The sequence below is a fragment of the Marinococcus salis genome, assembly GCF_054971365.1.
In genome coordinates, this window is the sequence record NZ_JBQOJB010000004.1 from 43355 (window position 1) to 59262 (window position 15908).

Below are 15908 nucleotides of genomic sequence, written 5' to 3' on the forward strand. Positions count from 1 at the left end.
ATCTATAGGCGCCTTACTGGGAAGGTGTGTCGGAGCTTTCCTTCGCAAGCAGCGCTTTTCTTGATAGGTTAATCCGTCCCTGATTGTCTATTTCTGTTACTTTTACCATGACTTCATCTCCGATGGAAACCACGTCTTCCACCTTATTGACGCGCTCGTGGTTCAGCTGGGAAATGTGGACAAGACCTTCTTTGCCTTTAAACAGCTCCACAAAAGCACCAAACTTCTCGACGCGTTTGACTTTTCCTAAATACGTCTCGCCCGGCTCCACTTCACGAATTAAATCTTCAATGATTTTTTTCGCTTCCTCGTTTTTATCCTGCTCGGTGGAGGAAATAAAGACGGTACCGTCCTGCTCGATGTCAATTTTCACGCCGGTGTCTTCAATAATCTGGTTGATCGTTTTTCCGCTCGGGCCAATTACGTCCCGGATTTTCTCCGGCTTAATGTGCATGGACATAATTTTTGGAGCATACGGGGACAGCTCACCGCGCGTTTCGCTGATGGTAGCGAGCATGTTTTCGAGTACTTTCATGCGGGCAACCTTCGCTCGTTTGAGAGCAAATTCAAGCACTTCGCGGTCGATACCCGCCAGTTTAATATCCATCTGCAGCGCCGTTACGCCGTCCGCCGTGCCGGCTACTTTAAAGTCCATATCGCCAAGGGCGTCTTCCATGCCCTGGATATCGGTCAGTACAGCCAGGTCGTCGCCTTCTTTCACAAGACCCATCGCAATACCGGCAACCGGCGATTTAATTGGCACACCGGCGTCCATCATGGCAAGCGTGCTCGCGCAAATGCTCGCCTGGGACGTGGAACCGTTGGATTCAAGCACTTCGGATACCAGGCGGATTGTGTACGGGAACTCCTCCTCGGAAGGAACCACTTTTTCAAGGGCACGCTCCCCGAGAGCGCCGTGTCCGATTTCCCGCCGGCCCGGCCCGCGGATGGGGCCGGTTTCCCCGACACTGAAGTTCGGGAAGTTATAATGATGTAAAAACCGCTTCGACGTTTCCGTGCCGAGACCGTCAATGATCTGCACTTCTCCAAGTGCTCCGAGCGTGCAGATGCTGAGCGCCTGCGTCTGGCCGCGGGTAAACAAGCCAGAGCCGTGCGTACGCGGCAGAATGTCCACCTCGGAAGTCAGCTGACGAATGTCGTCCGGGCCGCGTCCGTCCGGGCGGATATGCTCTTCGGTGATCAGGCGGCGGAATTCTGCTTTGACAAGCTTTTCAAAAATATCTTTCACTTCGCTTTGCTGCTCTTCATCTTCATATGGCTCGGAGATCTGCGTTTTCAGCTCCTGGATGGCCACGTCGCGCTCTTTTTTATCTTTAACCATCACTGCTTCTTTCACAGAGTCCTGGAACTGGCTGCGGATGGTTTCTTCCAGGTCTTTATCCGTCTGGGAGAGCTGCACTTCCATTTTCTCCTGGCCGAGCTCACGGATAATGCCTTCCTGGAACTCCACCAGGCGCTTGATTTCTTCGTGTCCGAACATGATGCCTTCAAGCATCGTCTCTTCCGGTACTTCGTCTGCTCCGGCTTCCACCATGTTGATGGCGTCTTTGGTGCCGGCAACCGTCAGTTCAATATCGCTTCTGGCCGCTTCGGATTCTGAAGGGTTGACGACAAATTCACCGTCGACCCGTCCGATGACCGCACCCGAAACCGGGCCGTAAAATGGAATATCCGACAGGGAGAGAGCGAGCGATGAACCGACCATGGCAGCAATTTCCGGTGACGCGGACTGATCCACGCTCATCACCATATTGATTACCTGCACGTCGTTACGGAACCCGTCCGGAAAAAGCGGACGGATTGGCCGGTCAATCAGGCGGCTTGTTAAAACTGCTGTTTCGCTCGGGCGTCCTTCACGTTTAATAAAACCGCCGGGAATTTTCCCTGCCGCATACAGCCGCTCTTCGTAATTCACCGTGAGCGGGAAGAATGGAAGATCCTTCGGTTCTTTTGAAGCCGTTACGGTGGAGAGAACCACCGTATCTCCGTAGCGGATCATCACCGCTCCGTTCGCCTGTTTCGCAATGTGTCCTGTTTCGACGGTCAGCGTCTGTCCCGCCCATTCAATTGAGTAGGTTTTCTTTTCTTGTTCCAAATTTCAGGACCTCCTATACGTTTTTTCACGTATACGTCTGCATTTCCGGGTATAAATGTTCCATTCCGCCGGTACTCCCGACTAGCAGGAAACCCTTTCGTGCGCACAAGCTTAACGCGGAAGCCGCACTGCTTACGCGTTAAGCTTGTGCGATGTGCGTAAGGGATCATTTCATACCGCCCAGCCGCATACGTTATGCACATGGTTATTTTTAGGTAAGAGAAAAAGCGGGAGATACCTCCCGCTTCCCAATACTTCTTAACGGCGCAAGCCGAGTTTATTAATGATGTCGCGGTAACGCGTGATGTCCTGGTTACGAACGTACGTTAACAGGTTACGGCGTTTACCAACCATTTTTAAAAGCCCGCGGCGGGAATGGTGGTCCTTTTTATGCTCACGCAGGTGTTCGTTCAACGAAACAATCTGCTCCGTCAAAATAGCGATCTGCACTTCCGGGGAACCGGTGTCGCCTTCATGTGTTTTGTACTCTTCGATCAACTCTGATTTACGCTCTGGTGTTAAAGCCATTCAGTCGACCTCCTTTTGTTTTTTTGTTTCAACCATTTCCTCGCAAGCCGCAGGAGGCGCGTGCAAGCCAAGAAGTAGTTTCCATACATCAACCATCTTACCTTTTGAGCAGAAAAAACGCAAGGGAAAACAGGTGTTAATCCCTGATTTCCTGCTGAAGTACCTGCTCGGCTGCGCGTTTGTCTTCATGCAGCTGGGAGACCAGCGCATCGAGGGAAGGAAATTTCACTTCACCGCGAAGCCGCTCCCGCCATTCAACCCGGACCGCTTTTCCGTAAATATCTCCATCGAAATCAAACAGGTGAACTTCAATTTCCGGCGGGCCGTCCCGTTCGTCGTGAAACGTCGGCTTATAGCCGATGTTGCTCATCCCCCGGTGCCATGCACCGTCGATAAGCGCACGTACAGCATACACGCCGTCATTTGGCAGCAGGTACGGCTCGTCGGCCTGAATGTTAGCTGTCGGAAATCCGATTGTCCGGCCGCGCTTCTCGCCCTCAACCACGGTGCCTTCAAACGTATACCAGCGCCCGAGCAGGCGGGCGGCTTTGACCATTTCTCCCTGTTCCACAGCCTCGCGGATCCAGGTGGAGCTTATCTTCTCTCCCTCTTCGGTGTAAGGAGATACCGTGGAAAACGTAAAAGCATCCCTCGAATGGTACGGGAGCGTCTCCATGTTGCCGCGCCCGAATTTACCGTAAGAAAAATCAAATCCGGCCACTGCGTGCTTTACACCGAGATCAATAATATAAGCATCAACAAAAGCCTGAGGGTCGAGAGAGGCAAATTCCTGGTCAAACCGCACAATGTACAGCTCCTCCACTCCAAGTGATTCAAGAATATGCTGCTTTTCCGCCAATGGGGTTAAATAAAACATATCTTCCTCTGACTGCTTGGACAGTACCACTTTCGGGTGCGGGTGGAAGGTCATTACAGTGAGCGGCAGTCCCCTGTCTTCTGCTGCCTGACGGGCCTTCTCAATCACTTCTTTGTGACCGCGGTGCACTCCGTCAAAGTAACCCATCGCCATCACTTTAGCCTTTGAAAGTGACGGGGTTAACGTATGTGGATGTATAAGATGATGAACTTCCATTATTTTCACCTGCCGATATTCTTTCATTCACGCTTTTAAAGAAGCATTGTTTTAGGTTTGAAAATGCCGGGCTTAGCCGGATGCGCCGTATAGACAGCAAGCGGTTTCCCGCTCTCTGCCTTTACCGCCATCGTCTGCTCAGAAAACCAAGCTGCCGGAAGCACCCGTCCGTGACTGATCTGCTCCGCCGTCTCCTCCGACACTGTAATGGCCGGAAGGTGAGCCACTGCCCAGTCTACCGGATACACGGCTTTTTCAGGACGGCCAGCGGCCACCAGGGCTTCAAGCTCTTCCCATGTGGAAGTGTGTTCCGGTTCGAATCCCCCGGACGCCGTGCGGACGAGCTGCTGCAGATGTGCCGGGTACCCGAGCTTCTTTCCAGCATCGACAGCAAGCGTGCGCACGTAGGTTCCTTTACTGCAGCTCACCCGAATTTTAAAGGAAAATTCCCCGCCCCGCGGAGCTTCGTCCATTTCAAGCAGCCGAAAGTCGTAAATGCAGGCCTCCCGGACTGGACGCTCGACCTCTATGCCTTCACGGGCATATTCATACAGCTTGCGCCCCCGGACTTTAACAGCTGAAAACATCGGAGGCACCTGGGTTACCGAACCACTTAAAGCTTGGAGCGCCTCCTCAATGCGCTGCTTTGCCGGTGCCGTCTCTACAGCGAGGGCTTCCACCGTCTCCCCGTCGGCGTCTTCAGTGGTTGTCGCTCTTCCGAGAGTGATAACCCCTTCGTATGCCTTTGGAGCTTCGTGCAGGTAATCCACCGCTTTAGTGGCTTTTCCGATACAAAGCGGAAGCACTCCGGTCACGGATGGATCAAGCGTGCCGGAATGACCAACTTTTTTTGTTTTCAGCAGCCGGCGCGCCCGCGCTACACAATCATGGGACGTAACACCTGCTTCTTTCCACAAAGGAATGATTCCATCAATCATAGGGCCGTTTCGCTCACTTCCATTACAGAATTCATGTACATAGGAAAAGCTGTTTCAAAGTCAGCAACAGCTCTCCCAACTTTAAAACAGCTTCTGTCTTCTACTTTTCCCGTTCATTTAAATCGCGCAGCAGCGATTCAATACGGTTGCCGTATTCAATCGATTCATCGAAAGAAAAGAAGATTTCCGGTGTTTTGCGAAGCTGAATTCGTTTTCCGATTTCACTGCGGATGAATCCCCGGGCTTTTTCAAGGCCCTGAAACGCTTCCTCTTTGTCTTTTTCTTCTCCGAGAACGGTGACAAAGATCGTTGCCTGCTGCAGATCTCCGGTCACTTCCACGTCAGTCACCGTCACAAACTGCACCCGCGGGTCCTTGATTCCGCGCGCAAAAATATCCGAGACTTCTTTTTTAATCTGCTCTCCTACACGCTGAGCACGTATATTAGCCATAACTGTTCCTCCTATAACCATTCATAGTGTACGGAGGTTATTTCCCATTCCGTATAACTTTCAATCATATGAATGGCACGCTGCAGCTCTTTTTCCGCCCCTGCCTTTTCGTTATGCACGGTGACAATCGAAAGAGCTGCCCGCTGCCAAAGCTCCTGATAATCCGTTTCTGCCACGGAGAGGTTCCGCTGCTTCAGCTTCGTTTTCACGCTCTGAAGCACCGCCCGCTTCTGCTTTAAATGACTCGCTTCATAAAGCATGCACTCTACATGGACTACACCGATCATGTGCGTTTAACTTCCTCCATGATATACGGCTCCATAATGTCGCCTTCCTTAAGGTCGTTAAAGTTTTCGAGGGTCACACCGCACTCATAGCCGGCTGCAACTTCCTTGGCGTCATCTTTATAACGCTTCAGGTCCTTGATGCCGCCGTCGAAAATAACGACGCCGTCGCGTACGACCCGTACTTTGGAGTCCCGGGTGATTTTGCCTTCGAGCACATAGCTTCCGGCAATGGTACCAACGCGGGAAACTTTGAACAGCTGGCGCACCTCAACCTGTCCGAGCACGCGCTCTTCATAGACCGGGTCGAGCATACCTTTCATGGCTGTTTCAATTTCGTCAATCGCATTGTAGATAACCTGGTGGAGACGAAGATCCACATTTTCTGCATCCGCCGTACGCTTGGCGTTTACGTCGGGACGGACGTTAAAGCCGATAATGATCGCGTTGGAAGCTGAAGCAAGGATGACGTCTGATTCTGCAATCGCGCCGGCGCCGGCGTGTACGATATTGATTTTGCAGCCTTCCACTTCTATTTTTTCAAGCGAACCGCGAAGCGCTTCGACCGAACCCTGTACGTCCGCTTTAACGATCACGTTAATTTCTTTCATGTCGTTTTCCTGAATCTGGCTGAACAGATCGTCCAGGTTGATCTTCGAGGTTTGTGCACGCTCGGCATCCTTTGCCCGGCTCTTACGCGCATCAGCGATCTGGCGGGCTTTTTTCTCTTCTTCAAAGACAACAAACGGGTCGCCTGCCTGCGGCACATCGTTCAGGCCGATAATTTCCACTGGCTTGGACGGCCCCGCGCTTTTCACCTGGCGGCCAAGATCGTCCACCATCGCCCGGATTCGTCCGAAGGCGTTGCCGACGACAATCGGCTCGCCGACATGCAGCGTACCGTTTTGAACAAGCAGGGTAGCCACCGGCCCGCGCCCTTTATCAAGCTCTGCTTCTACGACGCTTCCGCGCGCACGCTTGTCCGGATTTGCTTTGAAGTCTTCCACTTCGGCCACGAGCAGGATCATTTCAAGCAGTTCGTCGATACCTTCACCGTTGATCGCGGAAAGGTTCACAAAGATTGTATCTCCGCCGTATGCTTCCGGCACTAATTGGAATTCCATGAGTTCCTGCATCACACGGTCGGGGTTGGCGCCTTCTTTATCCATCTTGTTTACCGCGACAATGATCGGCACCTCAGCCGCCTTGGCGTGGTTAATGGCTTCCCTTGTCTGAGGCATTACGCCGTCGTCGGCTGCGACGACCAGAATTGTAATGTCGGTTACTTCCGCACCGCGTGCACGCATGGTCGTGAATGCTGCGTGACCGGGCGTGTCGAGGAAGGTGATCAGTTTGTTATTTTCTTCCACCTGATAGGCGCCGATATGCTGGGTAATGCCGCCCGCTTCCCCGGAGGTGACTTTTGTGTGGCGGATGGAGTCAAGCAGCGTCGTCTTCCCGTGGTCGACGTGACCCATAATGGTTACTACCGGCGGGCGTTCCTGCAGCTTTGCCGGGTCGTCCTGCTCGACATAGTTATCAATATCGAGTTCATCCACCACTTCTTCCTGCTCCACCTCTACGCCGTAATCCGTGGCGATCAGTTCAATGGTTTCTGCCTCGAGCGTTTCATTAATGGTCGCCATTACGCCGAGGTTCATTAATTTTTTGATGACTTCCGAGCTTTCTTTGTTCAGTTTTTCTGCCAGTTCCCCGACGGAGAGGCTGCCGGCAAACGTAATTTTTTCAGGAGTAGCCTGCTGCTCTTTACGGCCCCCGCCCGGGCGTTTTTGGTTGGTCTTTTTCTTGCTTGGGCCTCTGTTTCCCTGGGTGTTTCGTGTTTTATTGCTTCTCACTTTACTCATAGTGACATCACTTTCCTTCCAAAGATATCGTTTGTGAATGTTGTTCGTTTTTCGTCCATCTACACGTCCTTCTCATTTTATTTCTTCATCTATCAATTTTATCAGCTTTTTGGCAAAGCCGCGTTCAGTGACGGATAAAATGGTTCTTGCTTCTTTTCCGATCGCTGCACCGAGATCGGCTTTTGTTCCCGCAACCCGAAAAGGACATGAATAAAAGCTCGTTTTATCCGTGAATTTTTTAATCGTATTGGCCGAAGCATCCCCGGCGACGATAACGAGATGTGCTTTTTTTGCCTGTACGGTTTTAAGAACGGTGTCATCACCGCTTTTCAGTTCTCCTGCCCGGGCGGCAAGCCCGAGAAAAGACAATGCTTTATCGTTCATGCTTTACGCCTCTGCGCTCTTCTATAAGACGATCGTAATCATCGCTCGATATATTCACCTTTAAATGGCGGCTCAACGAATCTTTTGCTTTCGCCTGTAAAAAAACATCATCACTGTCTGTTAAATACGCGCCCCGCCCGTTCTTTTTACCCGAGCGGTCGACAAAAACGGTGTTATCCGGGTCCCGAACGACTCGCACCAATTCTTTCTTGGGCTTTTCCTCTCCAGTAATGATGCACTTTCTCATGGGAATTTTTTTAGCCATAGCCGTTCACCCTCATTTTTACAAATCTTCTGTGTCTAAATCAATGCTTGTGCTCGTTACCGGAATTTCTTCGGCATCCTCCGGGGAGAAAATACCAAGCTCTTCAGCTTCAGTTTCACTTTTAATATCGATTTTCCAGCCGGTAAGCTTGGCGGCCAGACGGGCGTTCTGCCCGCGCTTGCCAATAGCAAGAGACAGCTGGTAGTCCGGTACTACGACGAGCGTGCTTTTTTCTTCTTCATTTACCTGCACATCCAGGGCTTTCGCCGGGCTTAGGGAATTCGCCACATATTCCACCGGATTTTCCGACCATTGCACGATGTCAATTTTTTCACCCTTCAGCTCTTTGACGATGGTCTGGACGCGCTGGCCGTTCGGCCCTACGCAGGAGCCGACCGGATCCACTTCCGGATCATCCGCAAACACCGAAATTTTCGAGCGGTCGCCTGCTTCCCGTGCCACTGAAATGATCTCTACTGTACCGTCGTAAATTTCCGGTACTTCAAGCTCAAACAGCCGCTTCAATAAGCCCGGGTGCGTACGGGAGATAACAATCTGCGGACCTTTGGTCGTTTTTTCCACTTTCGTGATGTACGCTTTCAGGCGGTCATTATGGTTGTACGTTTCATTTTGCATCTGTTCGCTCTGGGGCAGCAGAGCTTCTACTTTTCCGAGATCCACGTAGATAAAGCGGTGGTCCTGGCGCTGCACAATGCCGGTCATAATATCTTCTTCGCGGTCGATAAAATCAGAATAAATAATGCCGCGCTCTGCTTCACGCACGCGCTGGGTCACGACCTGCTTTGCCGTCTGGGCTGCAATACGCCCGAAGTTCTTCGGAGTGACTTCCATTTCCACTACGTCGTCAAGCTCGTACGACGGGCTGATAGCCTGCGCTTCCTCCTGGGAGATTTCAAGCCGCGGATCGAATACCTCTTCGACTACTTCTTTGCGGGCAAATACCTGAATCGATCCGGTGTCACGATTGACATCCACCCGGACGTTCTGTGCCTGGTTGAAGTTTCGCTTGTAGGCGGAAATCAACGCGGCTTCGATCGCTTCAAGCACTATTTCTTTATCGATTCCTTTGTCTTTTTCCAGTACGTCCAATGCTTCCATAAAGTCTGCATTCATGGAATTAAGATCCTCCTTTTTCTCGATGCCCGCCGCACCGTTAAAAAATGATAGCGAGCCTTGCTTTAGCTACTTTACTGTATGGTACATGAACCGTGCGTTCCTTCTGTTTTTGTTTGGTGAAAATCAAAAGCTCTCCGTCTTTGAAGTCACTCAGCTTTCCTTCGAACGCTTTTTCCCCTTCAACGGGTTCATACGTGGTCACGTACACGTTTTTTCCGACTGAACGGCGGATGTCTGCTTCGTTGTTCAGTGGACGCTCCGCGCCCGGCGAAGAAACTTCCAGATAATAAGCTTCCTGAACCGGGTCCAGGTCGTCGAGCTGTTCACTCAGTCGTTCGCTCACCCGTCCGCAGTCCTCAAGATGCACACCGGAGGGACTGTCCACAAACACCCGAAGGTACCAATTTTTTCCTTCTTTTTTATACTCTGTATCCACCAGTTCCAGGTCCAGTTCTTCAGCAATCGGCCGTGCCAGGCGTGCTGCAATGTCTTTAATACTTTCTTTCATTACGTACCTCCCTGCTGCTTTGTCATCATCTTCATTTCTTCCAATGATAGTATATAGTTTATTTTATGCAGAAAGCTTCAACCATAAATGAAAGAGTGGGTGTTTACCCACTCTTTCGCCGTCTCGATATACCTCTCACTGCCCATTATCATAGCACGTTTCGCGCAATTCCGCAAGTCTCCCCGCTGTTTAGAACAAGGAAAGTTGGTTCGTGTCGGGCAGCCCGCCGAGGCATCCGTGCAGATCAAGATGCTCGATCACCGTTTTGGTTGCCTTGCTGCGCTGCTGCAGATCTTCCTTGGACAAGAATTCACCGTCAGCGCGGGCTTTCACAATATTAACCGCGGCGTTGGTGCCCACTCCTTCCAAAGCGTTAAACGGCGGGATCAACTGGTCGCCGTCGACGACAAATTCGCTCGCCTCCGAACGGTACAGATCCACCTTTTGGAAACGATAGCCCCGCTCGGTCATTTCAAGCGCGAGCTCGAGCACCGTCACCAGGCTTTTTTCCTTTGGCGAGGCGTCAAAGCCCTTAGCCTGAATTTCATCAAGCTTCGCGCGGATGGAGGTGCTTCCGTTAATCATGGTCGGCAGATCAAAGTCGTCCGCCCGCACCGTAAAATACGCTGCATAGAACAATATCGGGTGGTGCACTTTAAAGTAGGCGATCCGGACCGCCATCAGCACATAGGCGGTGGCGTGCGCTTTCGGGAACATGTACTTAATCTTCAGGCAGGACTGAATGTACCATTCCGGCACGCCGTGATTTTTCATTTCTTCGATCCATTCCGGGTCAAGGCCTCGTCCTTTACGGACAAATTCCATAATTTTAAAGGCGAGCGAGTGTTCGATGCCTTTATAAATCAAATACACCATAATGTCGTCCCGGCAGCCGATCACGTCCTTCAGCTCACACGTGCCGTTCTGGATCAGTTCCTGGGCGTTGCCGACCCATACGTCCGCGCCGTGCGACAGACCCGAAATCTGAACCAGCTCGGAAAACGTCGACGGCTTCGTGTCTTCAAGCATCTGCCGCACAAAACGGGTGCCAAACTCCGGTATGCCGTACGTGCCTGTTTTACAATTAATTTGCTCCGGCGTGACGCCGAGTACTTCCGGACCGCCGAAGATTTTCATCACTTCCGCATCGTCGGTCGGAATGGTCTGTGGGTCAATGCCGCTTAAATCCTGCAGCATGCGTATAACTGTCGGATCATCGTGGCCGAGTATATCAAGCTTCAGCAGGTTGTCGTGAATGGAATGAAAGTCAAAGTGCGTCGTTTTCCATTCCGACGTTTTGTCGTCCGCCGGAAACTGGATTGGACAGAAGTCGTGGATGTCATACTCATCCGGGACGACGATGATCCCGCCCGGGTGCTGGCCGGTCGTCCGTTTGACGCCCGTACATCCACTGACCAGCCGGTCGATTTCCGCTCCGCGCAGATGCAGCTCGTGGTCGCTCTGATAGCCTTTCACGAACCCATACGCTGTTTTGTCCGCCACGGTTCCGATTGTACCTGCCCGGTAGACTTTCTCCTCGCCGAATAGTTCTTTCGTGTAATTATGGGCCCGCGGCTGGTAGTCACCGGAGAAGTTCAAATCAATATCGGGAACTTTATCACCTTTAAACCCGAGGAAGGTTTCAAACGGGATGTCATGCCCGTCTTTAATCATATCCACGCCGCAGCTGTCACATTGCTTGTCCGGCAGGTCAAAGCCGGAGCCGACCGAGCCGTCATCAAAAAACGTCGATTGCTTGCATTCCGGACAAACATAATGCGGGGGCAGCGGGTTCACTTCGGTAATTTCTGTCATCGTGGCAACAAACGACGAACCGACCGAGCCCCGGGAGCCGACCAGATAGCCGTCTTCGAGGGATTTTTTTACGAGCTTCTGCGAAATCAGGTAGATAACGTCAAAGCCGTTACCAATAATACTGTCGAGCTCTTTATCGAGCCTGGTTTTCACAAGCTCCGGTATTGGCGAGCCGTAGATGCTTTCCGCCCGGCGGTAGCACATTTCGCGTATTTCCTTGTCCGAGCCTTCGATGTTTGGTGTATACAGGTCGCTTGGCACCGGATGAATCGTCTCCACCTGGTCAGCGATTGCCCGTGTGTTTTCCACCACAATCCTTTCTGCCGTGCGGTCATCGAGAAAATCAAAGCAGGAAAGCATTTCCCCGGTCGTACGGAAGTGCACCTGCGGAAGTGTCTGGTTGTTCAGCGGGTTCGCCCCGCCCTGCGATGCAATCAGGATCTGCCGGTAGCTGTAGTCGTGCTCATCCATATAGTGGGCGTTGCCGGTGGCAACGACCGGAAGATTCAGTTCATCCCCGGTGCGGATAATTTTCTGAATCACATCCCTAACGTCATCGTAGCTTTTCAGAAGCTCCTTTTCCACAAGGTGCGCATAGTTTTCCGGCGGCTGTACCTCGAGATAATCGTAAAATTCAGCGGCTTTTTTCGCTTCGTCCTCCGACTTCTGCATCATCGTTTCAAACACTTCGCCTTTGTCACACGCCGAGCCGACGAGTATGCCTTCGCGGTACTTCTGCAGCTTCGAACGCGGGATCCGGGGCGTCCGGAAAAAGTACTCCAGATGCGACAGCGTAACGAGGTGATACAGATTCTTCAGCCCTTCCTGCGTCTGGGCGATCAGAGTGCAGTGCGACGGACGCAGGCGGTGAAAGCCGGACTGGCCCATGTTATCATTGAGCTGTTTATGGTTGGTAATGTCCTGGGCGAGCGCATCCTTTACCATTTTCCAAAGCAGATAGCCGGTTGCTTCCGCATCGTAAATCGCCCGGTGATGGCTTACGAGTTCAATATCAAATGTTTTACAAAGCGTATTCAGCCGGTGGTTTTTTAAATTCGGATACAAAAAACGGCCGAATTCGAGCGTATCAATCACCGGCATATCTGCCGTTTTACCAATTTTTTTGTATCCCTCCCGGAGAAATCCCATATCAAAGCTTGCGTTATGGGCAACAAGCACCGAGTCCTTGGAAAAGGCGTGGAAGTCTTCCAGTACCGGCTCGATCTCCGGGGCGTCGACGAGCATATCGTCTGTGATGCCGGTGAGGTTAATAATGGTATCGGTCAGTTTTTCATGCGGATTTGAAAAGCGTTCAAACCGGTCGATAATCTCGCCGTCTTTTACTTTAACCGCTGCGAGTTCGATGATGGAATCGTACACGACCGACAGACCGGTTGTTTCCACGTCAAAAACGACATAGGTGCCTGTTTCAAGATCCACATCTGCCTCGTTGTAAGCGATCGGAACGCCGTCATCCACAAGGTTCGCCTCCATGCCGTACAGCACTTTAATATCGTGCTTTTTGCCGGCATTGTATGCTTCCGGAAACGACTGCACGACACCGTGGTCCGTAATTGCGACCGCCGGGTGCCCCCATTCGGCTGCCCGGGTCACGTATTCCCCGGCAGAAACGGTCGCATCCATCTGGCTCATGTTCGTGTGGGCGTGCAGCTCGACACGCTTTTCTTCGGCATCATCGGTTTTGGACGCTCCCTGCACCTGGATGACATCGTTTGCGATCATCACCAGGTCACGGACGAATGTATCGTCCTGCACGCCGCCACGGGCCTTTACCCAGATGCCCTTTTGCACGGCTTCGAGCAGCGGCACCTGTTCTTTATCCTTGGAAAACATTTTGATCATTATCGAATCTGTGTAGTCGGTAATTTTAAACGTTAACAGCGTCCGCCCGCTGCGGAGCTCCTTCGTTTCTGCTTCGAAAATGTAGCCCTCTACGGTCACGCGGCGTTCTTCCTCGCGGATATCCTTCAGCGGCACTGCTTCGTCTTTGATCGGGTAGCCGATCTGAATCGACTGGGAGGCTCGCTTGGAGTCGGCTTCGGATTCTTTTTTCTTTCGTTCCATCATTGCTTCTATTACTTTCGAATGCTCTTCTTGCTTTTTCTTTTCTTCAAACTGTTCCTTTTCTTCATCGCTCGTTTTGGCTTCCATGGTGAACGCGGCAGCCGGCAGGCCGAACAGCGGCAGGACATCATTCATCGCCTGCTGCAGCTTCGGCCCGAGCGAATTCATTTCGATGTCACTTTTGCACGGGAAAATCAGCTCGCCTTCCCGCAAAAACGGCGCTCCCCCGTTCAGCCTCATTCGCAGATGAGGATCATACTGTTCGAGCTTCTGCATTATAAGCGGCCAGTAATCAGGGACGGCGTCCACAGGCACGGTTGTGCCTTCCTCGTAATGAAGCGTGAAATCAACAGCTGCGATGCTTTCAAACGCGGACTGCAGCTTCTCCTTCAGCAGTGCGTACACCGTGAACGGAAGCGGTGCTGCAAGCGTCAGATGGAAATGCCACTGCTTCTGTTCTTTATGAATAACAAGCTTTTCGAGGCGGCCTTCGGTAAAATAACGGTTGGTTTCTTCTTCCGGCATGCCAATCTGCTCAAGTAGCAACTCAAAACGTTCCTGCTGGATGTGACGGTCGGTCTGCACGTTTCTCGCCTCACTTTTTCGTTCTTTTATCATCTATTTTATCAAAAAAATTCATCTTCGGCAGGCACAGGGAAGAGGGAAACCCCTCCTGGAGCATCCAGAAAGGGTTAATGGATTTCAGCCCACAGCTTCTCTAAATACTGCGGCAGGTCGCTGACAGCGACTTCCACGTTTTCTTCGGCAGTTCGGGCTTTTACTTCCACAATCTGCTCTCCTGCTTTTTTACCGGAAGCAATACGGACCGGAAGGCCGTAAAGATCAGCATCCTTAAACTTCACTCCCGGCCGCTCCCTCCGGTCATCGAGCAGTACGGACCAGCCGCTTTTCTGAAGGCTGTCATACAGTTCTTCCCCGAGCTGCTGCTGGTCCTCCTGCTTCGGATTGATCACAAGCAGATGCAGGTCAAACGGGGCAGCTGCTTTCGGCCAGCAGATGCCGCTCTCGTCATGATTCTGCTCAATGACAGCAGCAATCGTCCGGCTCACACCGACGCCGTAGCTGCCCATAATGATCGGGCGGGCTTTTCCGTTTTCATCCAAAAATGTGGCTCCGAGGGCTTCGCTATACTTCGTGCCAAGCTTGAAGACGTGCCCGACCTCTATACCTTTAGCGAAACGGACAGTCCCCCGGCCGTCCGGGGATGGCTCGCCTTCCTGGATGAAACGCAGATCAGCGTACTCTCCTACCGGAAAGTCTTTTTCCGGCACCGCATTCTGGTAGTGCCTCCCGTTTTCGTTAGCTCCGCATACCGCGCCTGCCATGCCACGGACCGCGTAATCAGCAAGCACCTCCACGTCTCCGGAAAGGCCGGCAGGACCGATAAACCCGGGTTCTGCCCCGAACGCTTCTTCAATTTGCCCGGCGGATGCCGGCTCAAGCACTTCAGCTCCCAGGGCGTTTGCGACCTTCACTTCGTTGACGTCATGATCACCGCGCATAAGCACGGCTACCAGGCGGCCGTCTGCATCAAACGCCACCGTTTTCAGGCACTGCTCATGCCTGATGCCAAGTTTTGCAGCCACTTCTTCGATAGTTCGTTCCTGCGGTGTATCAACCATGGTCATTTCTTCAGCGACCGGCTCCGGCTTTGATACGGTGTCCGGGATGGCAGCTATTTCAATATTAGCCGCAAAATCGCTCTCGTCAGAATACACAATGGTGTCTTCCCCAACGTCGGAAAGCACAGTGAATTCGTGGGTCTCGCCCTGGCCACCCATCGCTCCGGCATCGGCCTGGACGGCCCGGTAATTCAGTCCCAACCGGGTAAAAATCCGCTCGTAGGCGCGATACATGGCCCAGTAGCTTTCGTTCTGCGCTTCGTAGGAGGTATCAAACGAATACGCGTCCTTCATAATAAATTCGCGGGCACGAAGCACTCCGAAGCGCGGGCGCGCTTCGTCGCGGTATTTGGTCTGGATCTGGTACAAAATCGCAGGCATACGTTTGTATGTATTCATTTCATCTTTTACAAGGGCGGCAATGTTTTCTTCATGCGTGGGACCGAGAACAAAATCCCGCTGGTGGCGGTCTTTAAAGCGCATCAGCGCCGGCCCGTAATTGTCATAGCGGCCCGAGGCCTGCCATACCTCTGCCGGCTGCATGGCAGGAAGCAGTACTTCCTGCCCGCTTGCCGCATCCATTTCCTCGCGGACGATGCTTTCGATCTTGCGCAACACCTTATGGCCAAGCGGAAGGTAGGAATATACCCCGGCTGCGCTCTGACGGATCAGGCCGGCACGAAGCATCAGCTGGTGGCTTGCAATGTCCGCTCCCTGCGGCACATCACGGAGGGTAGGACTGAATAAAAATTGTTGTCGCATACTATATCATCCTCTTTCTCTTATACATCTGCGT

At 52.2% G+C, this 15908-nt stretch carries 12 protein-coding genes and 1 pseudogene; all 13 read right to left on the bottom strand.

What is annotated here, in order from left to right; translation table 11 throughout:
- Positions 1–13: 13 nt before the first annotated feature.
- The 13 genes and pseudogenes from ACTTK6_RS05065 to ACTTK6_RS05125 all read right to left on the bottom strand — a co-directional run bounded on the left by ACTTK6_RS05065 (position 14) and on the right by ACTTK6_RS05125 (position 15874).
- Complete coding sequence (locus ACTTK6_RS05065; RefSeq protein WP_462832867.1) at positions 14–2116, bottom strand: polyribonucleotide nucleotidyltransferase; 2103 nt, start codon at positions 2114–2116, stop codon at positions 14–16.
- Positions 2117–2374: 258 nt separating this feature from the next.
- The gene (gene rpsO, locus ACTTK6_RS05070) at positions 2375–2644 is read right to left on the bottom strand and encodes a 30S ribosomal protein S15 (protein WP_022792814.1); all 270 of its coding nucleotides are present in this window, start codon (positions 2642–2644) and stop codon (positions 2375–2377) included.
- Between the two features lie 136 nt (positions 2645–2780).
- On the bottom strand, positions 2781–3737 hold the full coding sequence (locus tag ACTTK6_RS05075) for a bifunctional riboflavin kinase/FAD synthetase (protein ID WP_079476204.1): 957 nt from the start codon (positions 3735–3737) through the stop codon (positions 2781–2783).
- 35 nt (positions 3738–3772) lie between these two features.
- Complete coding sequence (gene truB / locus ACTTK6_RS05080; RefSeq protein ID WP_462832946.1) at positions 3773–4672, bottom strand: tRNA pseudouridine(55) synthase TruB; 900 nt, start codon at positions 4670–4672, stop codon at positions 3773–3775.
- A 103-nt stretch (positions 4673–4775) separates the two neighbouring features.
- Positions 4776–5126 (bottom strand): 30S ribosome-binding factor RbfA, encoded by a 351-nt coding sequence (gene rbfA, locus ACTTK6_RS05085; protein WP_079476203.1) that lies wholly within the window; start codon positions 5124–5126, stop codon positions 4776–4778.
- An 11-nt stretch (positions 5127–5137) separates the two neighbouring features.
- Positions 5138–5413: a DUF503 domain-containing protein gene (locus ACTTK6_RS05090; protein ID WP_022792810.1), complete on the bottom strand. Its 276-nt coding sequence runs from the start codon at positions 5411–5413 to the stop codon at positions 5138–5140.
- Positions 5410–7167 (bottom strand): annotated as a pseudogene (gene infB, locus ACTTK6_RS05095) (translation initiation factor IF-2); the annotation flags it as partial. The gene ACTTK6_RS05090 and the pseudogene infB, both read right to left, overlap by 4 nt.
- 180 nt (positions 7168–7347) lie before the next feature.
- Positions 7348–7659 carry a L7Ae/L30e/S12e/Gadd45 family ribosomal protein gene (locus ACTTK6_RS05100; protein ID WP_079476201.1) on the bottom strand — a complete coding sequence of 104 codons (312 nt, stop codon included), beginning with the start codon at positions 7657–7659 and terminating at the stop codon, positions 7348–7350.
- Positions 7649–7924: an RNase P modulator RnpM gene (gene rnpM / locus ACTTK6_RS05105; protein WP_079476200.1), complete on the bottom strand. Its 276-nt coding sequence runs from the start codon at positions 7922–7924 to the stop codon at positions 7649–7651. The genes ACTTK6_RS05100 and rnpM overlap by 11 nt, the downstream gene beginning before the upstream one ends.
- A gap of 18 nt (positions 7925–7942) precedes the next feature.
- Positions 7943–9058 carry a transcription termination factor NusA gene (gene nusA, locus ACTTK6_RS05110; protein ID WP_079476199.1) on the bottom strand — a complete coding sequence of 372 codons (1116 nt, stop codon included), beginning with the start codon at positions 9056–9058 and terminating at the stop codon, positions 7943–7945.
- A 40-nt stretch (positions 9059–9098) separates the two neighbouring features.
- Positions 9099–9569, bottom strand: a complete 471-nt coding sequence (gene rimP, locus ACTTK6_RS05115) for a ribosome maturation factor RimP (protein ID WP_079476198.1) — start codon at positions 9567–9569, stop codon at positions 9099–9101.
- 189 nt (positions 9570–9758) lie between these two features.
- Positions 9759–14054, bottom strand: a complete 4296-nt coding sequence (locus tag ACTTK6_RS05120) for a PolC-type DNA polymerase III (RefSeq protein WP_462832869.1) — start codon at positions 14052–14054, stop codon at positions 9759–9761.
- A gap of 107 nt (positions 14055–14161) precedes the next feature.
- Complete coding sequence (locus ACTTK6_RS05125) at positions 14162–15874, bottom strand: proline--tRNA ligase (RefSeq protein ID WP_462832870.1); 1713 nt, start codon at positions 15872–15874, stop codon at positions 14162–14164.
- Positions 15875–15908 lie beyond the last annotated feature (34 nt).